This is a genomic window from Pseudomonas sp. MT92 (assembly GCF_058792515.1).
Map to the genome: position 1 here is coordinate 236012 of NZ_JBXAFA010000003.1, position 20896 is coordinate 256907.

Consider the following 20896-nt stretch of genomic DNA (forward strand, 5'->3'; position numbering starts at 1 on the left):
AAAAAGGATCAGGGAAAGCGGCAGCTGACCTCGGGCTTGTCGTAGCCCAGGCTGTCCATTTCGTTGAAGGGGTGCAGAAAGCCATCCTGGGGCGAGGTGCTGACCAGCGCCCGGGGTTGCACGATGGGGATCGGCTGGCGCAACTGGCCGTTCCACGGCCGATAACTGAGCTTGCGCCCCTTGAAGCCGTCCAGCGGCAGTTGATCGCTGATTTCCAGCTGACGGATCGCCATGGGCTCGGTCTGGCGCAGTTTGCTCACGGCGCTGGCAATGCTGCGCACGGCCATCCATGCGGCGAAATCACGGTCGTTCATCCAGCGCCCGGTCAGGGCTTCGAAACGTTTCTGTAACTGCGCGGCACCGTAGGTTTCCACGGTTTTGTGCCAGCCCACCGGGGTCAGGCCCTGGGTGCCCGCCACCGGGCGCGGATACCAGGTCTGGTACGGCACGTATTCACCAAAGTCGCCGCGTTCGTCGGCCACCAACACCACGTCGTATTCAGCGGTCTGGGTGAACAGCGGCATGTCGGCCTGGGCGCTGCGTCGTTGATCGTTGTCGAAACTCCAGGCTTTTTCCGCCACCAGTTGCACCCCAAAGCGTTTGGCCGCGCGGCGCAGGGCGGTGGCGTAGGCTTGATCGTCTGCGGTCGGGCCGACGATGAGCAGTGCTCGCTGCCATTTGCGCACCACCAGGAATTGCCCCAGGGCATCGGCGAGCATCGCCCGGCTGGGCAGGCTGTGCAGCACATTCGGCAAGCAATCGGTGGTGCGCAGGCTGTCGTCCGGGCTGCCGGCGTTGAACAACAGGCTGTCGGGAAGTACCGCGCTGAGCCGGCGCAGGGTCTCTGCCGGCGCATTCACCACAAACAGGCGCAGGCCCTGTTCGTGCTGGGCCTGGGCGGCATGGATCAACGCATCCGGTCTGTCGACGCTGGCACTCACCAGGCTGTAGCTGTGGTTGAGAAAACGCCCGGTGCTGTTGCTGTCGGTGATCGCCAGTTCAGCACCGCGCAACCCGGCATCGGTCGGTTCGGGAATGACGTTCGACAGCAGCGGTCCCGGGTCGGGGCGATAGCCCAGGTAGCCGATACGCACCTGCAACGGCGCATCGGCGGCCTGGCTTTGAGTCGCCAGCCCCGCCGCGCAGGCAATCGCCAGCACGTAGAACAAGGCGTAGGGGGCAAGCTGGCGCATAGGGCACTCCATCACAGGTAGCGCCAGCATAGGAAGGCTGAAGGCCGGATGAAATATGCAGAAAGTACCAGCGAGGCAGTACCAAGGTAGTAGCTCGCACCGCGCGGTGCGGTTTTAGCATGGGCTGAAACGGCCATGACCCTGGAGGCAATCGATCATGCGAATTCTCAAAGCGCTGCTCCTGCCGTTTTTACTGGTCCTGAGCCTGATCGGTATCGACAAGCTGCACGGCCCACGCCCCGTGCCGTTGCTCGTCATGCCCGCGACACCGGGACGCTAGGCATGTCGGCCCTGTGGCGGATCAACCTCTGGGTGTGCGGTTTTTTCGCCCTGGTCACTTTGGCGTGCATGGGGTTGCTGGTGCATCAGGCACTGGCGGATGTGGAGCGTGAACTGCAATCCGCCGAAGCGGTGGTCGAGTACCTGAGTGAAACCGCCGAGCGCGATCCTGCCAGCCTGCAACCCCGGCTGACGCGCAGTTTGCGTCATGTGCGGGTGCGTTGGCTCGAGCCGGGCGAAGCGGAACGGCTGCCGGTGCAGGACGGGCTCGATGCCTGGCTCGGACGGCTGTTGTTTGCCGAGGCCCGACACAGTGAACGGGTTCTCCCATTGCAGGACGGCCGCCGCGTGCAGATCGTGGTCGATCCACGGGATGAGATCGACGAAGTCTGGGATTCCCTCCAACAATTGCTGAGCCTGTGTGGCCTGGCATTAGGGTTGAGTCTGCTGACCATTCGCTGGGCCGTACGTCGGGGCCTGGGCCTGCTCGACGACTTGCTGCGCGCCCTGCAACAGGTCTCCGGCGGCCAGCTCAATGTGCGTTTGCGTGCGCAAGGCCTGCCGGAGGCGCGGCAACTGGCGACGCATTTCAACCGCATGACCGACGCACTGGAACAGGCGCGCGCCGACAACACCGAACTGACCCGGACATTGCTGGCGGTGCAGGAACAGGAACGCACACAACTGGCGCAGACCCTGCACGACGACCTCGGACAATACCTGGCGGGGATTCGCGCCCAGGCCTGCCTGCTGCGGCTGGTGGCGGATCAGCCAGACACCGTGGAACGCACCGTGCGTGAGCTCGAACACAACTGCGAACACCTGCAACAGGGCTTTCGGGCGCTGGTGCATGGCCTCTATCCGGTGGTGTTGCAGCATTTGTCGTTGTCCGAAGCCTTTGGCTTGCTGGTCGAGCAATGGCAAGGTCGGCAGGGGATCGATTGCCAGTTGAGGGTCAGCGCACAGTTGCCGCCGTTGTCCGCACCGGACAAGACTCATCTCTACCGCCTGTTGCAGGAAGCCCTGACCAACATCAGCCGTCACGCCGGCGCCAGTGAGGTGCGGGTTCGCCTGCAACATCACGGCGGCCATCTGCGCTTGCTGATTCGCGATAACGGTCGCGGCGCCCGACAGCCACCCCGGTCGGGTGTCGGTTTGCATTCGATGTTCGAGCGCGCCCGCAGCCTGGGCGGCGAGCTGCGGGTGATCAGCCGGCCCGGCGCCGGTTGGGCGCTGGCCTTGAGCATGCCTTTGGAGGTGTCATGAATATTCTGTTGGTCGATGACCATGCGGTGGTCCGCCAGGGCTACGCGAGTCTGTTGCGCGCGGTGCTGCCGGCAATGGACGTGCGAGAAGCGGCGACCGGCGAGGAGGCGCTGGCCAGGGTGCAGGAAGCTGTGCCGAATCTGGTGATCATGGATTTCGGTTTGCCGGGGATCAGCGGCCTGGAAACCACACGACGCCTGCGTCAGCGCCTGCCACAGTTGCGGGTGCTGTTTTTCAGCATGCACGACGAGCTGCCCCTGGTGCGTCAGGCACTGGACGCCGGTGCCTCGGGCTACCTCACCAAAAGCTCGGCGCCGCAAGTGCTGATCGAAGCGGTGCGGCGGATTCTCGCGGGCCATGCCTACATCGAACAGCCCCTGGCCACCCAACTGGCCTGCCACCCGCCACAGGACGCCAGCGATCCGCGTTTGCAGAGCATGACCCAGCGCGAGCTGGAAATTTTCGTGATGATCGCCAAAGGCACCCCGGCCCGGATGATTGCCGAACAGCTGAGCATCAGCAGCAAAACAGTCTCCAATCACCTGACGTTGCTCAAGAGCAAGTTGCAGGTTTCGTCGCATGCCGAACTGGTGCACCTGGGCATCGACATGGGCGTGGTACGGGTGGCCGGCTGATTCACCGCCTTGTGCCTGTGTAGGAGCGAGCCTGCTCGCGAAGAACGTCAACGAAAACACGGGGAGTCTGATGCCCCGTGGCGCTCTCGGTTTTTTCGCGAGCAGGCTCGCTCCTGCAGAAGAGGGGGGGTTAGCGATTCCAGGTGGTCGGGCAGCCGCTGCAGCCCTCCATGTTTGCATCCTGAAAATTCGCGTAGTGCTGGCGCGAGCCGCTGAGGTTGGCGCCTTCCAGGTTGCTTTCGCCCAGCTTGGCTTCTTGCAGGTTGGCATCACTGAGATTCGCGCCTTTGAGATCGGCCTTGCTCAGCCAGGTCATTTCCAGATCGGCGGCCCGCAGGTTGGCGTTGTGCAGATTGGCCCCGGAGAGGCGGGCGAATTGCAGGTACGCGCCGCTGAGGTTGGCGTTCTGGAGCTGCGCGCCCTGGGCGAACAGGCCCCAGCCCTGGATCGCGATCAAGGTTGCACCGCTGAAATCAGCTAACCGCAGATTGCTTTGCTGCAGGCTGGCGCGAGTCAGGTTGGCGCCCTGCAGCCGGGCTTTTTCCAGATTGGCCAGGTCGAGGTTGGCGTGGCGCAGGTCGGCATCGCGCAGGTCGGCGCCGGCCAGGTTCATGTTACGCAAGTCCTGATTGCTCAGGTTGGCGCCCCTGAGATTGGCACCGGGGCACTGGCTGTGTTCGGCGAGGGTGCAGCCGTTGATGACCAGCGGGGCGTCGTCGCCCTCGTCGGCCTGGGCCAGGGAAAAACTCAAGAGCAGTAGGAAGGGCAGGTATTTCATCGCGAGACCTCGGATGTTCCTATGGCGAGGGAACTTGTCGAATCGTCCCCCTCGGCGGCGCAGCAGTCACAAGACCTGAGCGCAGGGTGTGGCTGAAGGAATGCCGGGGCCGCTTCGCAGCCCGAGGGGAGCAAGCTCCCTCGCCACAAAGGCGGCCCCGCATTCTCGGAAGGCTTACTTCTGGGCGGTCTTGTTATCCCAGCTCGGAATCTTGAACACCCAGAACGACCCGCCCTGTGCCACGGGTTTGGTCAGTTCGGCCATGTCGCCGCCCCACAACGGTACGGCGCCGCCATAACCGACGGTCACGCCGATGTACTGCTCGCCATCCTGTTCCCAGGTGATCGGTGGCGAGACGATGCCGCTGCCGGTCTGGAACTTCCACAGCTCCTTGCCGGTTTTGGCGTCGAAGGCCTTGAAGAAGCCGTCGCCGGTACCGGTGAACACCAGGTTGCCCTTGGTCGCCAGTACGCCGGCCCACAATGGCAGATGCTCCTTGTGCTCCCACACCACTTTGCCCGTGGTCGGGTTCATCGCCCGCAGGGTGCCGACGTGATCGTCGTACATGCGCTTGATGCGGAACCCCATGCCCAGATACGCCGAGCCCTTCTTGTAGCTGACCTCTTCGGTCCAGTATTCCTCTTTCCACTGGTTGCCCGGAATGTAGAACAGCCCCGTGTCCTGGCTGTAGGCCATCGGGTTCCAGTTTTTGCCGCCGAGGAACGGCGGCGAGACTTCCACCGGTTTGCCTTTGGTCTCGCCCGGCAGTGGCTTGGCCGGACGCTGGCCCTCGTTCTCGACAGGCCTGCCGGTCTTGAGGTCGATGTGGCTGGCCCAGGTGATGTTGTCGACGAAGGGGAACGCGTTCTGCAATTTGCCGTTGTTGCGATCGACCACGTAGAAGAAGCCGTTTCGGTCCGCGTGGCCGGTGGCCTTGACCGTTTTACCGTCCTTGTCCTTGTAGTCGAACAGCACCAGCTCATTGTTGCCGGAGAAATCCCAGGCATCGTTCGGGGTGTGCTGGTAGAACCATTTCACCTCGCCGGTGCTCGGGTCGACGCCGACCTGGCCCGAGGTGTAGAGGCTGTCGTAGTCGTGGGGATTGCCGTCCTTGGCGGTGCGCGCCCAGGTGTTCCACGGCCCGGGGTTGCCAGCGCCAACGATGATGGTGTTGGTCTCCGGGTCGAAACTGGCGCTCTGCCAAGGGGCGCCACCGCCATGGCTCCAGGCCTCGACCTTGCCGGTTTCGGTGGTCGGGTCATTCGGCCAGGACGGTGCCTTGACGTCGCCGGTCGGGGTGCTGTCCTTGCCGTTCAAACGGCCCATGTGGCCTTCGACAAAGGGGCGCATCCAGACTTCTTCGCCTGTGTCCGGGTCGCGGGCAAACAATTGCCCGACGACGCCGAACTCGTCACCGGAGCTGCCGTGAATCAGCAGCACCTTGCCACTGGCCTTGTCTTTGATCAGCACCGGGGCGCCGGTCATGGTGTAGCCGGCGGCGTGGTCGCCGAACTTCTTGTTCCAGACCACCTTGCCGGTGTTCTTGTCCAGGGCGATCAGCCGCGCATCGAGGGTGCCGAAGTAGATCTTGTCGCCATAAATGGCGGCACCGCGATTGACCACGTCGCAGCACGGGCGAATGTTGTCCGGCAAGCGATGGTTATAGGTCCACAGGCGCTTGCCGGTCTTGGCGTCCAGGGCAAATACCCGTGAGTAGGAACCGGTGACGTACACCACGCCGTCGCTGACGATGGCCTGGGATTCCTGGCCGCGCTGCTTCTCATCGCCGAACGAGTAGGACCAGGCCGGCGTCAGCTTGAACACGTTCTTGTCGTTGACCTGGGCCAGCGGGCTCCAGCGCTGGGCGTTGGTGCCCATGCCGTATTGCAGCACATCCTTGGTGGTCAGGTGATCGTTGGCAATGTCTTCCCAACTCACATTGCCGGTGGGGGCAGCGGGGGCTGTCGCGGCGTAGCTGGCCGCGCTCAGGGACACACTGCCCACCAGCAGAAAAGCCTGCACGGCGAGTGTCAGCGGGGAAAGGGCGGGTAGCGATCTTATTGTCATGGTTGCAGTTCCCAGTGGAGGTTTTGGCCTGCACAGGTTGGTGCGCGCAGCGTTTGCCGGATACGGAAAAAGTCCCGCTGTGGCCGGGAAGACTTCCCGTACCGCACCTGATTTGGGTGTGCGCCACAAGCCCTACTACCAAGGTACTGGGCCGCGACCACCAAAGCAGCATGGGGCCGGCGCGGCGGGGTTCCTAAGATGGTTGCCATAGCCTCTGCCAAGAGGTTTTGCGTGCAATCCTGAGGGCATAACAATGACAACAAAACGCAACGCCTTGCTCGTTGCCGGACTGCTGGCCGGCTTTATCAGTGCAGGTTCCGTATGGGCCCACGGCAACGTGGTGCCACAAGCCGTCGAAACCAAAGGCCTGACGCCCATCAAGGATGCCGGGGTGACGGTGGATGGCGATGGCTGGGCCGCCGTGAACCCGTACCGCAATTCTCCTGAACACGACAAGGCCCTGGAAATCGGCTCATCGGCCTATAACCAGAACTGCGCGGCCTGTCACGGCCTGGAAGCCAAGTCGGGCGGTATCGCACCGGACTTGCGCATGCTCGATGTCGGCGACGCCGGTGATGAATGGTTCGTCGAACGGGTACGTCACGGGGCCGTGCGTGACGGTCGGGTCTACATGCCGAAAATGGCCGACTACCTGAGCCAGGAAGCCCTGTGGGCGGTCCGCACTTATCTGGACAGCGTCCACGTCGAGGAATAACCCATGCGCCTGCTCGCGGTGTTGATCAGCGTTGTGTGGCTGTGCTGCCAGCCGGTGCAGGCGCAGGTGCGCAACTATGATGAAATGATCGCCGCCGGGGAACTGAAGGTAGCGGTCTACAAGGACTTCGCGCCCTACAGTTTTGAAGACGCCGGCCAGCCACGGGGTGTTGATGTCGAACTCGCCCAGGCGCTGGCCAAGGCACTGGGTGTGCGCCTGACACTGATCTGGGCGCCGGCTGGGGAAAAACTCGACGACGACCTGCGCGACTACATCTGGCGTGCCAGCCAACTGCACAAGCAGCAACTGGCCGATCTGATGATGCGCGTGCCCTACGACCGCGATTACGCGCAGAAGCGCAACGAATTCGGCGAGATGGAAAACGGTCATGTGGTGATGTTCGGCCCTTACCAGAATGAGCAATGGCAAGTGGCCTACGACCGTCGGCGACTGGACAAGGTCGGCAGTGTCGCGGTGTTCGAGCAGCACCCGATCGGCGTCGAAGTCGACAGCGTGCCGTCGTTCTACCTGACCTCGGTGTTCAACGGCATGCTCGCTGGCAAGACCCACCACTACCCGGGCGTACCCCAGGCGTTTGCGGCGATGAAGGCCGGTGAGGTCGACGCGGTGATGGCCATGCGCGGCGAGATCGACTGGCAGGTGCACGAGGCTGCCGACCCGCAGGTGGCGCTGGCGGAAAACGCTTATCCGAACATGGGCAAGCAGCTTTGGGAAATCGGCATGGCCGTGCACGAAAGCAACCGGCAATTGGCCTATGCCGTGGAAGAGGCGCTGGAAGGCCTTATCCGCGAGGGTTCGGTGAAAACCATCTATGGCCATTACGGCCTGCGTTATGACGTACCCGAGATGTATCAATAGGAGCGGGCGATGACCTGGCGAGCGAGTTGTCTGTTGGCCTGCTGTTTGAGCCTGGGCCAGGCCGCACAGGCTGCCGGGATTGAATCGGGCAAGGACCCGGTGCCGTCGGTCATGTGGTCGTTCTATCACAAGCAGATGCTGGGCGACGCGCCGTTCGTGTTCGATGAGCGGGTCAAGCTGCTGGCGCCGCCCTTTGCCGAGGACGCCCGACAAGTGCCCGTGGAAATCGACGCCCGGGCGTTCAAGGGCGAGGTGGTGCGAATACTCGCCTGGGCCGAACTCAACCCTTTGCCGAAAATCGTCGACTTCGAGCCCGTGTCCGGTGTGTTGCCGTGGCTGTCGGTGCGTATTCGCGTTGAACAGGCGACCCCGTTGCGCGCTGCGGTGCTGACCCGCGACGGGCTGTGGCATGTCGGTTCGACCCTGATCGATGCAGCGGGCGGAGGCTGTACCGCGCCCAGTGTGGTGCGTACCCAGCCAGGCTGGGAGGAACACATAGGCGAAGTACTGGGCGGTCGCTATCCACGCGGTGATTTCAGCCGCTTGCGATTGCAGGTGGCCCACCCGATGGACAACGGCATGGTCAGCGGTATTCCGGAGTTTTTCATCAACCATGCCGAACTACGGGACTCGAACAATCAAGTAATGGCCCGCCTGGAACTGTTTCCCGCGGTCAGTGAAAACCCCAACCTGGCCTTTGACATTGAAGGGGCAGGGCAGACGCGCCTGGTGTTGCGCGACAACAGCGGCAATGAATTCGATGCGTCGATACCCTGACCCCAAGGAGCGCGTCATGCGCTGGATGCTGTTGTTGTTCATGAGCCTGAGCCTGCCGGCCATGGCCGATCTCGACTATGCGCTCAAGCCCCGGCAGATCGCCGAAGACACCTGGCTGCTGGAAGGCAGCACGGACAATTTCGCCACGGCCAACGGCGGCAACATCGTCAATACCGCGTTCATCGTCACCGAACGTGGCGTGGTAGTGATCGATACCGGGCCATCGAAGCGCTACGGCGAAGCCATGCGCCGGGCGATTGCCGCCGTCACGGATCAACCGGTGATCGAGGTGCTGCTGACGCACCATCACCCGGATCACGTGCTGGGCAACCAGGCGTTCACCGATGTGCCGATTGGTGCGCTGGCCGGCACCACCGAACTGTTGCATCAACAGGGTGATGCCATGGCGCAAAACATGTATCGGCTGGTGGGTGACTGGATGCGCGGCACCGAGGTGGTGCTGCCGACCCGGACGCTGACCGCCGGCGTGCAACGTTTTGGGAACCACGATCTGCAGCTGCTGAGCCTGGGTGGGCATACGGGTGCGGATCTGGCTATTCTCGACCAGAAAACCGGTGTGCTATTTGCCGGGGATCTGGTGTTTTATCAACGGGCGCTGACCACGCCCAACAGTCCGGGGTTATCGGTGTGGCTGGCGGACATCGCCACCCTGCAAGCGTTGCCCTGGACGCTGATCGTGCCCGGCCACGGGCCGCTGGCCACGGACGCAAAACCGTTCGAGCAGATGCGCGACTACCTGGGCTGGCTCGACCAGTTGATGCGCGACGGCGCCGCCCAGGGCAGCGACATGGCCGAGATGATCCGCAGCCCCATTCCCGAACGTTTCGCCGGGATCAGCCTGAGCCGCTATGAACTCATCCGCAGCGTCAGCCACCTGTACCCGCGCTATGAGCGCACGCAAATGAAGCGCGTCGATTCCGCCACGCAGCAATGATCAACTCCCCTTTGCAGGAGCGAGCCTGCTCGCGATGGTGGCCAACGATTACGCCGGAAACCTGACACCCCGAGGCGTTCTCAGGTTCTTCGCGAGCAGGCTCGCTCCTGCACGGGAAGTGCGCCATCTCCACACCCAACCCCCTACCAAGGAACTAGAAATCTCCACACAGCGGGTCATTGTTGTAAGGGCGGCGGCGCCCAAGAATCTGCATCACACCGGGAAAATTTCCCGGGCATAACAAAAACCGCAGAGGTAGCCGTCATGACTCAACCCGCACGTCGCCAGCCCTTCGTCTTGAGCCTGTTGCTCAGTGCCATGCTGTTATCCGGCCAGGCATTGGCCGGCGTCACCGATCAAGACATTCTCCAGGACCCCAAGAACCCTGAGCAGATCGTCACCAACGGCCTGGGCGTTCAGGGTCAGCGCTATAGCCCGCTGGATATCCTCAACGTCGGCAACGTGAAGGAGTTGCGCCCAGTCTGGGCCTTCTCCTTCGGCGGTGAGAAGCAGCGCGGTCAGCAAGCACAGCCGATGATCAAGGACGGCGTGATGTACATGACCGGCTCCTACTCGCGGGTCTTCGCCGTGGATGCGCGCACCGGCAAGAAACTCTGGCAATACGATGCGCGCCTGCCGGATGACATCCGTCCCTGCTGCGACGTGATCAACCGTGGGGTGGCGTTGTATGGCGACCTGGTGATCTTCGGCACACTCGACGCCAAGCTCGTGGCCCTGAACAAGGACACCGGCAAGGTGGTCTGGAGCAAGCAGGTGGCCGATCACAAGGAAGGCTATTCGATCAGCGCCGCGCCGTTGGTCATCAACGGCAAACTGATTACCGGCGTGGCCGGTGGCGAGTTCGGGGTGGTCGGCAAGATCTCGGCCTATGACCCGAAAAACGGCGATCTGCTGTGGGTCCGCCCGACCGTCGAAGGCCACATGGGTTATGTCTACAAAGATGGCAAGGCGATAGAGAACGGCATCTCCGGCGGCGAAGCCGGCAAGACCTGGCCCGGCGATCTCTGGAAAACCGGCGGCGCCGCGCCTTGGCTCGGCGGTTACTACGACCCGGAAACCAATCTGCTGCTGTTCGGCACCGGCAACCCGGCGCCGTGGAACTCGCACCTGCGCCCTGGCGACAACCTGTACTCCTCGTCGCGCCTGGCGCTCAACCCGGACGACGGCACCATCAAATGGCACTTCCAGAGCACGCCCCACGACGGCTGGGACTACGACGGCGTGAACGAACTGGTGTCGTTCAACTACACCGAGGGTGGCAAGGAAATCAAAGCGGCGGCGACCGCCGACCGTAACGGCTTCTTCTACGTGCTGGATCGTACCAACGGCAAATTCATCCGCGGCTTCCCGTTCGTGGACAAAATCACCTGGGCCACCGGGCTCGATAAGGACGGCCGGCCGATCTACAACGAAGCCAGTCGCCCTGGTGCCCCGGGCACTGAAGCCAAGGGCAGTTCAGTCTTTGTAGCGCCTGCGTTTCTCGGCGCGAAAAACTGGATGCCGATGGCCTACAACAAGGACACCAAGCTGTTCTACGTGCCGTCCAACGAGTGGGGCATGGACATCTGGAACGAAGGCATCGCCTACAAGAAAGGCGCGGCGTTCCTCGGTGCCGGTTTCACCATCAAGCCGTTGAACGAAGACTACATCGGCGTGCTGCGCGCCATCGATCCGGTCACCGGCAAGGAAGTCTGGCGCCACAAGAACTATGCGCCGCTGTGGGGCGGGGTGCTGACCACCAAGGGCAACCTGGTGTTCACCGGTACGCCGGAAGGGTTCCTGCAAGCGTTCAACGCCAAGACCGGCGAGAAAGTCTGGGAGTTCCAGACCGGTTCCGGCGTGCTGGGCTCGCCCGTGACCTGGGAGATGGACGGCGAACAGTACGTCTCGGTCCTCTCGGGTTGGGGCGGCGCCGTACCGCTGTGGGGTGGCGAGGTGGCCAAGCGCGTCAAGGACTTCAACCAGGGCGGCATGCTCTGGACCTTCAAGCTGCCGAAGGATCTGGTGGCCAAGCACTGACGCCAGGATCACCGCATAACCCCTGTAGGAGCGAGCTTGCTCGCGATGGTCGTCAACGATAACGCTGGATTCCTGATATCCCGCGGTGCTCTCAGGTTTTTCGCGAGCAGGCTCGCTCCTACGACCAAATAACGAGAGCCCCCCCTGCCAACGGCGCATTCGTCTGGCGCGCGGGGCTCTCTAGTATCGGTTCATCGCCTGTTGGTTCGACAGGCATCGACCCAGACAGAGGCCCACCATGATCTACGCACAACCCGGAACACCAGGCTCAGTCGTTTCCTTCAAACCACGCTACGGCAACTTCATCGGCGGCGAGTTCGTCGCGCCGGTCAATGGCGAGTACTTCACCAACACCTCGCCGGTCAACGGTGAAGTGATTGCCGAGTTTCCGCGCTCCAGCGCCGCCGACATCGACAAGGCCCTCGACGCGGCCCATGCCGCCGCCGACGCCTGGGGCAAGACCTCGGCCCAGGACCGCTCCCTGGTGCTGTTGAAAATCGCCGATCGCATCGAGCAAAACCTGGAAATCCTCGCCGTCACCGAAACCTGGGACAACGGCAAGGCCGTGCGTGAAACCCTGAATGCCGACGTGCCGCTGGCCGCCGACCATTTCCGTTATTTCGCCGGCTGCATCCGCGCTCAGGAAGGCGGTGCCGCCGAGATCAACGAGCTGACCACCGCCTATCACTTCCACGAGCCTTTGGGCGTGGTCGGGCAGATCATTCCGTGGAACTTCCCGCTGCTGATGGCGGCCTGGAAACTCGCCCCGGCCCTGGCGGCCGGCAACTGCATCGTGCTCAAGCCGGCCGAACAGACGCCGCTGTCGATCATGGTGTTTGCCGAACTGATCGCCGACCTGCTGCCGGCGGGCGTGCTGAACATCGTCCAGGGCTTCGGCCGTGAAGCCGGCGAGGCCCTGGCCACCAGCAAGCGCATCGCCAAGATCGCCTTCACCGGGTCGACTCCGATCGGCGCGCACATCATGCATTGCGCCGCCGAAAACATCATTCCAAGCACCGTGGAACTGGGCGGCAAATCGCCGAACATCTTCTTCGAAGACATCATGAACGCCGAGCCTGCGTTCATCGAAAAAGCCGCCGAAGGCCTGGTACTGGCGTTCTTCAACCAGGGCGAAGTGTGCACCTGTCCTTCCCGGGCACTGGTGCAGGAGTCGATCTACGAACCGTTCATGGCCGAAGTCATGAAGAAAATCGTCAAGATCAAGCGCGGCAATCCGCTGGACACCGAGACCATGGTCGGCGCCCAGGCGTCGGAGCAGCAATACGACAAGATCCTCTCGTACCTGACCATCGCCCAGGAAGAGGGTGCCGAACTGCTCACCGGTGGCGCGGCCGAACGTCTTGAGGGTGACTTGTCCAGCGGCTATTACATCCAGCCGACGCTGCTCAAGGGCACCAACAACATGCGCGTGTTCCAGGAAGAAATCTTCGGTCCGGTGGTGGGCATCACCACCTTCAAGGACGAAGCCGAAGCCCTGGCCATCGCCAACGACACCGAGTTCGGCCTCGGTGCCGGGCTCTGGACCCGTGACATCAACCGCGCTTACCGCATGGGCCGGGCGATCAAGGCCGGGCGTGTATGGACCAACTGCTACCACCTGTACCCGGCGCACGCCGCGTTCGGTGGCTACAAGAAGTCCGGCGTCGGCCGGGAGAACCACAAGATGATGCTCGACCATTATCAGCAGACCAAAAACCTGCTGGTGAGCTACGACATCAACCCGCTGGGGTTCTTCTAATCTCGTAATAACACCACCGAAACCTGTGGGAGCGGGCTTGCCCGCGATGGGGCCGGTACATTCAACATCAATGTTGACTGTCCGACCGCTATCGCGGGCAAGCCCGCTCCCACAGGTCCGATGGTATTGCTGAAAATCTCGTCACCCCCCCCTACCAAATCCCCCCCAAACCTCCTTCGAAAGTAGCATTCGGGCGGCCGATGACCCGTGCATTAATGGTTCTACCGGAATCGCCCGGCACAACAAGAGGATTGACCCATGTGGACTAAACCCGCGTTTACCGACCTGCGCATTGGCTTCGAAGTGACGATGTACTTCGCCAACCGTTGATGGTTCACCCGGCCAGCCAGGGTGTTGGCCGGGCCTGCCTTTAGGGAGCATTGCCCATGCACATCCGCGTTCTCGGTTCCGCCGCCGGTGGTGGCTTTCCGCAATGGAACTGCAACTGCCGGCAGTGCGCCGGTATGCGCAATGGCAGCCTGCGCGCACAACGGCGCACCCAGTCATCGATTGCCCTGAGCGACGACGGCGTGGCGTGGGTGCTGTGCAATGCTTCACCGGACATCTGTGCGCAACTCGAGAGTTTCGCGCCGTTGCAACCGGCCCGTCGCCTGCGCGACACCGCCATTGCCGGCGTGGTGCTGATGGACAGCCAGATCGACCATTGCACCGGCCTGCTGAGCCTGCGTGAAGGCTGCCCGCATGACGTCTGGTGCACCGAACGGGTTCATCAGGACCTGAGCACGGGTTTCCCGTTGTTCAACATGCTTGCCCATTGGAACGGCGGGTTGCAGTGGCAACCCCTTGGCCTGGATCGCCAGCCATTCAGCATCCCGGCCTGCGCGCATTTGCAGTTCCGGGCGATTCCTCTGGTGAGCAACGCGCCACCGTATTCACCCAATCGCGGCAACCCGCAGCCAGGCGACACCATCGGCCTGTTCATTGAAGACCTGCGCAGCGGTGCGTCGCTGTTCTACGCGCCAGGCCTGGGGCAAATCGACGAAGAGGTGCTGGGCTGGATGCAGCGCGCCGATTGCCTGATGGTGGACGGCACCCTGTGGCGCGACGATGAAATGCGCGTGTGCGAAGTCGGCCAGAGCCTGGGCAGCGACATGGGGCATCTGTCGCAAAGCGGGCCCGGCGGCATGCTCGAAGTGCTGGAAGGCTTCCCCCGTCAGCGCAAGGTGCTGATTCACATCAACAACACCAATCCGATCCTCGATGAAGACTCGGCCGAACGGGCGCTGCTGGAGCGGCGGGGCGTCGAAGTGGCGTATGACGGCATGAGCATTGAGCTGTAGCCGACGATGAGGCCAGACCAGACACCGCAGGGCTTCCAGGAGTAACCGCAATGACCGATGCAGCAATGACCCCCACCGAATTCGAACAAGCCCTGCGTGCCAAAGGCGCCTACTACCACATCCATCACCCGTTCCACCAAGCCATGTACGCCGGGCGCGCCACGCGTGAGCAGATCCAGGGCTGGGTCGCCAATCGCTTTTACTACCAGGTGAACATCCCGTTGAAGGATGCCGCAATCCTGGCCAACTGCCCGGACCGCGACGTGCGCCGGGAATGGCTGCAACGCATCATCGATCATGACGGCGCACCCGGCAGCGAGGGTGGCATCGAGGCCTGGCTGCGTCTGGGCGAGGCGGTGGGGCTTGAGCGTGAACGGATTCTGTCCCAGGAACTGGTGTTGCCCGGTGTGCGGTTTGCCGTGGACGCCTACGTCAATTTTGCCCGTCGTGCCTGCTGGCAGGAAGCGGCCAGCAGCTCGTTGACCGAGCTGTTCGCGCCACAGATCCATCAATCGCGGCTCGATGCCTGGCCAACCCATTACCCGTGGATCGATGTCGCCGGCTATGACTATTTCCGCACCCGGTTGAGCCAGGCCCGACGCGATGTCGAGCACGGTTTGCGCATCACCCTGGCGTATTACACCACCGCCGAGGCGCAGCGGCGCATGCTGGACATCCTCCAGTTCAAGCTCGACGTGCTGTGGAGCATGCTCGATGCCATGAGCATGGCCTATGAACTGGAGCGCCCGCCGTACCACACCGTGACCCGCGACAACGTCTGGCACCGGGGGATCGCCCTGTGAGCCCGATCCGTCGCGACCAGGCCCTGTCGTTGCGCCGGGGGTTTCGCCTGCAATGGGAACCCCGCCAGGACTGCCACGTGCTGCTGTACCCCGAAGGCATGATCAAGCTCAACGCCAGCGCCGGGCAGATCCTTGAACGGCTGGACGGCCAGCGCAGCGTGGCCGCGATCATCGATCAATTGACCGCGAGTTTCCCCGGTGTGCCGGGGATCGACGAGGATGTGTTGGCGTTTCTGGAGGTGGCCCATGCGCAGTTCTGGATCGAGTGACGCGCTACCGGGGCCGCCGCTGTGGCTGCTGGCGGAGCTGACGTATCGCTGTCCCTTGCAATGCCCTTATTGCTCCAATCCTCTGGACTTCGCCGGGCAGGGCGAGGAGTTGAGCACCGAAGAATGGATTCGGGTGTTCCGCGAGGCGCGGGAAATGGGCGCCGCGCAATTGGGTTTTTCCGGTGGCGAGCCGCTGGTTCGCCAGGACCTGGCCGAGCTGATCAAGGCCGCCCGGGACATGGGGTACTACACCAACCTGATCACCTCGGGCATCGGCCTGACCGAACAGAAAGTGCGTGACTTCAAGGTTGCCGGGCTCGATCACATCCAGATCAGCTTCCAGGCCGCCGACGAAGCGGTGAACAACCTGCTCGCCGGTTCGCGCAAGGCCTTCGCGCAGAAACTGGCGATGGCCCGGGCGGTAAAAGCCCAGGGCTATCCGATGGTGCTGAACTTTGTCACCCATCGGCACAACATCGACCGCATCGAACAGATCATTGACCTGTGCCTGGAGCTGGAAGCGGATTTCGTCGAATTGGCCACGTGTCAGTTCTATGGCTGGGCCGAGCTCAACCGCGTCGGGCTGTTGCCGACGCGCGAGCAACTGCAGCGAGCCGAGCGCATCACCAACGAGTATCGCGAACGTCTCGAGGCCCAGGGGCACCCGTGCAAGTTGATCTTCGTCACCCCGGACTATTACGAAGAGCGGCCCAAGACCTGCATGAACGGCTGGGCCAACCTGTTTCTCGACATCACCCCGGACGGCACGGCCTTGCCTTGTCACAGTGCCCGGCAGTTGCCGGTGCCGTTTCCCAACGTGCGCGAACACAGCATCGAGCACATCTGGAACCACTCGTTCGGCTTCAATCGTTTTCGCGGCGATGACTGGATGAAAGAGCCGTGCCGCTCCTGCGACGAGAAGCACAAGGACCTGGGCGGTTGTCGTTGTCAGGCCTTCATGCTCACCGGCGACGCCGCCAATGCCGACCCGGTGTGCAGCAAGTCGCCCCATCACGGGGTCATCCTCAAGGCGCGGGAGGAGGCCGAAGCGCCGGGGCTGGGCATGGAGCACCTGACGTTGCGCAACGAAAAAGCGTCGCGGCTGATCTACCGCGGCTGATTGAACTCACACATCCCCTGTAGGAGCGAGCCTGCTCGCGATGGTGTATCAGTAAAAGGCACGGCGACTGACACTCCATCGCGAGCAGGCTCGCTCCTACAGGGGGCATTGGTTGACGCGACAATCCAGGTACACACCCAACCCGCTTCAGCATCTGCAGTGATTCCGGCCTTTGGTCTGATTGCATTCGCAGCTGGATGCTTTAGTGTGAGCGCTACCTTTCAAAACAATAAAAAACAGGCTTTCCAATGAGCCAGAGTCTCAGCCAGCTGCGTAAATTCGTTTCGCCTGAAATCATCTTTGGTGCCGGTTGCCGGCACAACGTCGGCAACTATGCCAAGACCTTTGGCGCCCGCAAGGTCCTGGTGGTCAGCGATCCCGGGGTGATTGCCGCCGGTTGGGTGGCCGATGTCGAGGCCAGCCTGCAAGCCCTGGGCATCGAATACTGCCTGTACAGCGCGGTGTCGCCCAACCCGCGTGTCGAAGAAGTGATGCTCGGAGCCGAGATGTACCGGGAAAATCACTGCGATGTGATCGTCGCCGTCGGCGGTGGCAGCCCGATGGACTGCGGCAAAGGCATCGGCATTGTCGTCGCCCACGGTCGCAGCATTCTCGAGTTCGAGGGCGTGGACACCATCCGCGTGCCCAGCCCGCCGTTGATCCTGATCCCGACCACTGCCGGCACCTCGGCGGATGTTTCGCAATTCGTGATCATTTCCAACCAGCAGGAGCGCATGAAGTTCTCCATCGTCAGCAAGGCCGTGGTGCCCGACGTTTCGCTGATCGACCCGGAAACCACCCTGAGCATGGACCCGTTCCTGTCGGCCTGTACCGGCATCGACGCGCTGGTGCATGCCATCGAAGCCTTCGTGTCCACCGGGAACGGGCCGTTGACCGATCCCCATGCGCTGGAAGCCATGCGCCTGATCAATGGCAACCTGGTGCAAATGATCGCCAACCCGACGGACATCGCGCTGCGCGAGAAAATCATGCTGGGCAGCATGCAGGCCGGGCTGGCCTTCTCCAATGCGATCCTGGGCGCGGTGCATGCCATGTCCCACAGCCTGGGCGGCTTTCTCGACCTGCCCCACGGCTTGTGCAACGCGGTGCTGGTGGAGCACGTCGTCGCCTTCAACTACAGCTCGGCGCCGGAACGCTTCAAGGTGATTGCCGAGACCTTCGGCATCGATTGCCGCGGCCTCAATCACCGGCAGATCTGCGGGCGACTGGTGGAACACCTGATCGCGCTCAAACACGCCATCGGTTTCCACGAAACCCTCGGGTTGCACGGGGTCAGTACTGCGGACATTCCGTTCCTGTCGCAACACGCGATGGACGATCCGTGCATCCTGACCAACCCGCGCGAATCCAGTCAGCGTGATGTCGAGGTCGTGTATGGCGAAGCCCTCTGACGAGCAACAACGGGCGCTGGCCGGGCTGCTGGGGTTAGGCAGCCATTCGGCGCGCAAGAGCCATTACCCCGAGCTGGCCGCGCGCCTGGACGAGCTGGAAGCCGAGCGCAACCGCTACAAATGGCTGTTCGAAAACGCGGTCCACGGGATTTTCCAGGCCAGCCTGCAAGACGGCATGCGCGCGGCCAACCCGGCGCTGGCGCGCATGCTCGGTTATCAGGACCCGCAGGAAGTGCTGTTTTCCCTGACCGATCTGGCCAGCCACCTGTTTTCCGGTGGCGTGGCGGAGCTGCAAAGCATCGGTGAAACCCTCAGGCAGCAACGCAGCCTGCACGGTTACGAAACCCGTTTACGGCGCAAGGACGGCAGCCACCTCGATGTGCTCATGAACTTGCTGCTCAAACCCGATCAGGAAGGGCTGGTGGAAGGTTTTGTCGCCGACATCACCGAACGCAAACTGGCCCAGCAGCGCCTGCAACAACTCAACGACGAACTGGAACAACGGGTCACTGCGCGCACCGATGAACTGCTGGAAGCCAACCGCAACCTGCAGCAGCAGATCACCCAGCGTCAGCAGATCGCCCAGGCCTTGCGCGATGCCCGTGATGCCGCCGAGGCGGCCAATCGCAGCAAGGACAAGTACCTCGCCGCCGCCAGTCATGATTTGCTGCAACCCTTGAACGCCGCACGCTTGCTGATCTCGACCCTGCGCGAGCGCAAGCTGCCGGAGGTCGAGCAGGTGCTGGTCGAACGCACCCACCAGGCACTGGAAGGCGCCGAAGACCTGCTGACCGACTTGCTCGACATTTCCAGGCTCGATCAGTCGGCGGTCAAGCCCGACGTCGCCGTCTACCGCCTCGACGAACTGCTCGGGCCGCTGGTGTCGGAATTTCAGTCGGTTGCCGAGGCGGCGGGGTTGAATCTGCGTGTGCACATGGGCCATTACGCCATCAGTACCGACTTGCGCCTGATGACACGGATCCTGCGCAATTTCCTCAGCAATGCCTGCCGCTATACCGACGAAGGCTGCATCCTGCTGGGGGCCAGGCGCCGGGGTGAGATGCTGCGCCTGGAAGTCTGGGACACCGGGCGCGGCATCGCTGCGGATCGGCTCGATTCGATTTTCCTCGAGTTCAACCAGTTGGACGTCGGCCGCGCCGCCGACCGCAAGGGGGTGGGCCTGGGGCTGGCCATCGTCGAGCGCATCGCCAAGATCCTCGGCTACAAAATCGGCGTGCATTCGCTGCCGGGGCGCGGCTCGATGTTCAGCATCGATGTGCCGATTTGCGCCGAGATGCCGTTGCCCGTCAGCCTGGCCGCGCCGCAGGCCGGGACCGGCAATCCGCTGCCGGGCCGGCGTTTGCTGGTGCTGGACAATGAAGTGAGCATTCTGCAAAGCATGAGCGCGTTGCTCGGGCAGTGGGGCTGCGAAGTGGTCACCGCCACCGACGAAGCCTCGGCGATCGATGCCTTGCGCGGGCAGGCTCCGGAATTGATCCTGGCGGACTATCACCTCGATCACGCGGTGGTCGGTTGTGATGTGGTCCGGCATCTGCGCGAACATTTTCATCAGACCATCCCCGCCGTGATCATCACTGCCGACCGCACCGATCAGTGTCGGCGTGCGTTGCAACGCCTCGACGCGCCGTTGCTCAACAAACCGGTCAAGCCCGGCAAGCTGCGTGCGGTGTTGAGTCAACTGCTGGGTTAGAGCGCTCGATAGTGCAGGGTGAAACCGAGTGAGGTGGACTGCCCCTGTTCGAGTAAACGCAACCCCGGCCGACCGGGCAGGTGATGGGCGTTGACCGGGTGGCTGACCGGTTCGATGCAGAAAAAATCCAGGCCTGGCGGGCAATAGAGCAGGTAGTAATCGCTGCCGCTGGCCTGGCACTCCAGTTCATAGCCCAGGTCCGGTTGCTGAATCAGGCAATGGCCGTCCCATTCGCAGAAGCCATTGTCGACCAGCGTTTCCGGCAACGGCCCGGGGTGCTGGAAATCCCATTCGGCAGGCAGTTCGCCAAGCTGTGTCGGCAATTTTGACGCGTCGCAAAACCACACCTGGCGCGCTGTCGCCTGCAATCGGGTGTTCGCGGTTCGCGGCAAGTACGGGTGCAATCCCAGGCCATGCCAGATCGCGCGTTCGGCCAAGTGGGTGACGCTCAATTCGATGCTCAGCTTGCCTTCGCTCAAATGAAAACGCTGACGCGCGCGATAGGCGAAGGGCGTGCTGCTGTCGAGTTGCAGGACCGCTTCATCCGCCGTCCGGGACACCACTTGCCACGCCTGCTGCCACGCACTGCCATGAATCGGCAGGGGATCGGTGAGGCTGTTGGGTGTCAGCGACTGCCAGCCATCGGGGCAATCGAAGCCGCCCTCGGCGATGCGGTTTGACCAGGGCGCCAACGGAAAACAGGCGAGTTTGCCGGGCAGGCCGATGTTCAGCGCGTGGGCGTCGGTATGGCGCAACAAGGGCTGGCCGCTATCGCGTACGGTCCAGTTGACGATGCTCCCGCCCAGTTCAGGGGCGAGGGTGAGGCGGGTGAATCCGTCTTCGAGTTCGAGGGTGGCTGACGTCATGGCCTTCTCTGCTGGTTGATGAGCTGTTGTGGCGAGGGAGCAGGCTCCCTCGCCACAAAGCGTTTTGCGAG

Annotated in this window: 20 protein-coding genes; 16 read left to right on the plus strand and 4 right to left on the minus strand. The window is 62.8% G+C overall.

Translation table 11 applies throughout. The annotated features are described in order from the left end of the window. Window positions 1–8 precede the first annotated feature (8 nt). Window positions 9–1193: an ABC transporter substrate-binding protein gene (locus tag AC1Q6D_RS06945; RefSeq protein WP_103404277.1), complete on the minus strand. Its 1185-nt coding sequence runs from the start codon at window positions 1191–1193 to the stop codon at window positions 9–11. A gap of 157 nt (window positions 1194–1350) precedes the next feature. On the opposite strand from AC1Q6D_RS06945, the gene AC1Q6D_RS06950 reads away from it, so the two are divergent. From AC1Q6D_RS06950 to AC1Q6D_RS06960, 3 genes are read left to right on the plus strand one after another with little or no spacing between them, the layout of a single operon-like run. Then, window positions 1351–1473, plus strand: coding sequence for a hypothetical protein (locus AC1Q6D_RS06950; protein ID WP_256590233.1), 123 nt, complete (start codon window positions 1351–1353; stop codon window positions 1471–1473). Window positions 1474–1475: 2 nt separating this feature from the next. Next, window positions 1476–2738 carry a sensor histidine kinase gene (locus AC1Q6D_RS06955; RefSeq protein WP_103404278.1) on the plus strand — a complete coding sequence of 421 codons (1263 nt, stop codon included), beginning with the start codon at window positions 1476–1478 and terminating at the stop codon, window positions 2736–2738. Beyond that, window positions 2735–3373 (plus strand): response regulator, encoded by a 639-nt coding sequence (locus AC1Q6D_RS06960; protein WP_047528192.1) that lies wholly within the window; start codon window positions 2735–2737, stop codon window positions 3371–3373. Before AC1Q6D_RS06955 ends, AC1Q6D_RS06960 begins: the two co-directional genes overlap by 4 nt. Window positions 3374–3503: 130 nt before the next feature. Here AC1Q6D_RS06960 and AC1Q6D_RS06965 read toward each other — a convergent pair whose 3' ends face one another. Both AC1Q6D_RS06965 and exaA read right to left on the minus strand, forming a co-directional pair. Continuing rightward, window positions 3504–4151, minus strand: coding sequence for a pentapeptide repeat-containing protein (locus tag AC1Q6D_RS06965; RefSeq protein ID WP_103404279.1), 648 nt, complete (start codon window positions 4149–4151; stop codon window positions 3504–3506). A gap of 174 nt (window positions 4152–4325) precedes the next feature. Next, complete coding sequence (gene exaA / locus AC1Q6D_RS06970; protein WP_103404280.1) at window positions 4326–6218, minus strand: quinoprotein ethanol dehydrogenase; 1893 nt, start codon at window positions 6216–6218, stop codon at window positions 4326–4328. A 253-nt stretch (window positions 6219–6471) separates the two neighbouring features. Between exaA and pedF the strand changes: the two genes are divergently transcribed. The 13 genes from pedF to AC1Q6D_RS07035 all read left to right on the plus strand — a co-directional run bounded on the left by pedF (window position 6472) and on the right by AC1Q6D_RS07035 (window position 19959). Beyond that, the gene (gene pedF / locus AC1Q6D_RS06975; protein ID WP_103404281.1) at window positions 6472–6933 is read left to right on the plus strand and encodes a cytochrome c-550 PedF; all 462 of its coding nucleotides are present in this window, start codon (window positions 6472–6474) and stop codon (window positions 6931–6933) included. 3 nt (window positions 6934–6936) lie between these two features. Further along, the gene (locus AC1Q6D_RS06980) at window positions 6937–7812 is read left to right on the plus strand and encodes a substrate-binding periplasmic protein (RefSeq protein WP_047528197.1); all 876 of its coding nucleotides are present in this window, start codon (window positions 6937–6939) and stop codon (window positions 7810–7812) included. A 9-nt stretch (window positions 7813–7821) separates the two neighbouring features. After that, complete coding sequence (locus AC1Q6D_RS06985) at window positions 7822–8589, plus strand: quinoprotein dehydrogenase-associated SoxYZ-like carrier (protein ID WP_090468833.1); 768 nt, start codon at window positions 7822–7824, stop codon at window positions 8587–8589. Window positions 8590–8605: 16 nt separating this feature from the next. Continuing rightward, on the plus strand, window positions 8606–9544 hold the full coding sequence (locus tag AC1Q6D_RS06990) for a quinoprotein relay system zinc metallohydrolase 1 (RefSeq protein WP_103404282.1): 939 nt from the start codon (window positions 8606–8608) through the stop codon (window positions 9542–9544). 264 nt (window positions 9545–9808) lie between these two features. Further along, a complete protein-coding gene (locus AC1Q6D_RS06995) occupies window positions 9809–11584 on the plus strand; it encodes a PQQ-dependent methanol/ethanol family dehydrogenase (RefSeq protein ID WP_103404284.1) in 1776 nt (591 codons plus the stop codon). A 238-nt stretch (window positions 11585–11822) separates the two neighbouring features. After that, entirely contained in the window at window positions 11823–13343 is a 1521-nt protein-coding gene (gene exaC / locus AC1Q6D_RS07000; protein ID WP_103404285.1) for an acetaldehyde dehydrogenase ExaC, read from the plus strand. A 258-nt stretch (window positions 13344–13601) separates the two neighbouring features. Further along, window positions 13602–13673 (plus strand): pyrroloquinoline quinone precursor peptide PqqA, encoded by a 72-nt coding sequence (gene pqqA / locus AC1Q6D_RS07005; RefSeq protein ID WP_003253598.1) that lies wholly within the window; start codon window positions 13602–13604, stop codon window positions 13671–13673. Window positions 13674–13729: 56 nt separating this feature from the next. Further along, window positions 13730–14644 carry a pyrroloquinoline quinone biosynthesis protein PqqB gene (pqqB, locus tag AC1Q6D_RS07010; protein WP_103404286.1) on the plus strand — a complete coding sequence of 305 codons (915 nt, stop codon included), beginning with the start codon at window positions 13730–13732 and terminating at the stop codon, window positions 14642–14644. A 50-nt stretch (window positions 14645–14694) separates the two neighbouring features. Continuing rightward, complete coding sequence (gene pqqC / locus AC1Q6D_RS07015; RefSeq protein WP_103404287.1) at window positions 14695–15447, plus strand: pyrroloquinoline-quinone synthase PqqC; 753 nt, start codon at window positions 14695–14697, stop codon at window positions 15445–15447. Then, window positions 15444–15716, plus strand: coding sequence for a pyrroloquinoline quinone biosynthesis peptide chaperone PqqD (gene pqqD, locus AC1Q6D_RS07020; protein WP_047528205.1), 273 nt, complete (start codon window positions 15444–15446; stop codon window positions 15714–15716). Before pqqC ends, pqqD begins: the two co-directional genes overlap by 4 nt. Further along, window positions 15694–16836: a pyrroloquinoline quinone biosynthesis protein PqqE gene (gene pqqE / locus AC1Q6D_RS07025; protein ID WP_047528206.1), complete on the plus strand. Its 1143-nt coding sequence runs from the start codon at window positions 15694–15696 to the stop codon at window positions 16834–16836. The genes pqqD and pqqE overlap by 23 nt, the downstream gene beginning before the upstream one ends. Window positions 16837–17084: 248 nt before the next feature. Continuing rightward, the gene (gene ercA, locus AC1Q6D_RS07030) at window positions 17085–18248 is read left to right on the plus strand and encodes an alcohol dehydrogenase-like regulatory protein ErcA (RefSeq protein WP_103404289.1); all 1164 of its coding nucleotides are present in this window, start codon (window positions 17085–17087) and stop codon (window positions 18246–18248) included. Continuing rightward, window positions 18232–19959: a PAS domain-containing hybrid sensor histidine kinase/response regulator gene (locus AC1Q6D_RS07035; protein WP_103404290.1), complete on the plus strand. Its 1728-nt coding sequence runs from the start codon at window positions 18232–18234 to the stop codon at window positions 19957–19959. Before ercA ends, AC1Q6D_RS07035 begins: the two co-directional genes overlap by 17 nt. On the opposite strand, the gene AC1Q6D_RS07040 is transcribed toward AC1Q6D_RS07035, so the two are convergent. Then, entirely contained in the window at window positions 19956–20825 is an 870-nt protein-coding gene (locus AC1Q6D_RS07040; RefSeq protein WP_103404291.1) for an aldose 1-epimerase, read from the minus strand. The genes AC1Q6D_RS07035 and AC1Q6D_RS07040 overlap by 4 nt on opposite strands. Window positions 20826–20896 lie beyond the last annotated feature (71 nt).

Coding starts and splice junctions, on each gene's coding strand:
- AC1Q6D_RS06945 (WP_103404277.1), bottom strand. CDS start 1,193: ATGCGCCAGCTTGCCCCCTACGCCTTGTTCTACGTGCTGGCGATTGCC.
- AC1Q6D_RS06950 (WP_256590233.1), top strand. CDS start 1,351: ATGCGAATTCTCAAAGCGCTGCTCCTGCCGTTTTTACTGGTCCTGAGC.
- AC1Q6D_RS06955 (WP_103404278.1), top strand. CDS start 1,476: ATGTCGGCCCTGTGGCGGATCAACCTCTGGGTGTGCGGTTTTTTCGCC.
- AC1Q6D_RS06960 (WP_047528192.1), top strand. CDS start 2,735: ATGAATATTCTGTTGGTCGATGACCATGCGGTGGTCCGCCAGGGCTAC.
- AC1Q6D_RS06965 (WP_103404279.1), bottom strand. CDS start 4,151: ATGAAATACCTGCCCTTCCTACTGCTCTTGAGTTTTTCCCTGGCCCAG.
- exaA (WP_103404280.1), bottom strand. CDS start 6,218: ATGACAATAAGATCGCTACCCGCCCTTTCCCCGCTGACACTCGCCGTG.
- pedF (WP_103404281.1), top strand. CDS start 6,472: ATGACAACAAAACGCAACGCCTTGCTCGTTGCCGGACTGCTGGCCGGC.
- AC1Q6D_RS06980 (WP_047528197.1), top strand. CDS start 6,937: ATGCGCCTGCTCGCGGTGTTGATCAGCGTTGTGTGGCTGTGCTGCCAG.
- AC1Q6D_RS06985 (WP_090468833.1), top strand. CDS start 7,822: ATGACCTGGCGAGCGAGTTGTCTGTTGGCCTGCTGTTTGAGCCTGGGC.
- AC1Q6D_RS06990 (WP_103404282.1), top strand. CDS start 8,606: ATGCGCTGGATGCTGTTGTTGTTCATGAGCCTGAGCCTGCCGGCCATG.
- AC1Q6D_RS06995 (WP_103404284.1), top strand. CDS start 9,809: ATGACTCAACCCGCACGTCGCCAGCCCTTCGTCTTGAGCCTGTTGCTC.
- exaC (WP_103404285.1), top strand. CDS start 11,823: ATGATCTACGCACAACCCGGAACACCAGGCTCAGTCGTTTCCTTCAAA.
- pqqB (WP_103404286.1), top strand. CDS start 13,730: ATGCACATCCGCGTTCTCGGTTCCGCCGCCGGTGGTGGCTTTCCGCAA.
- pqqC (WP_103404287.1), top strand. CDS start 14,695: ATGACCGATGCAGCAATGACCCCCACCGAATTCGAACAAGCCCTGCGT.
- pqqE (WP_047528206.1), top strand. CDS start 15,694: ATGCGCAGTTCTGGATCGAGTGACGCGCTACCGGGGCCGCCGCTGTGG.
- ercA (WP_103404289.1), top strand. CDS start 17,085: ATGAGCCAGAGTCTCAGCCAGCTGCGTAAATTCGTTTCGCCTGAAATC.
- AC1Q6D_RS07035 (WP_103404290.1), top strand. CDS start 18,232: ATGGCGAAGCCCTCTGACGAGCAACAACGGGCGCTGGCCGGGCTGCTG.
- AC1Q6D_RS07040 (WP_103404291.1), bottom strand. CDS start 20,825: ATGACGTCAGCCACCCTCGAACTCGAAGACGGATTCACCCGCCTCACC.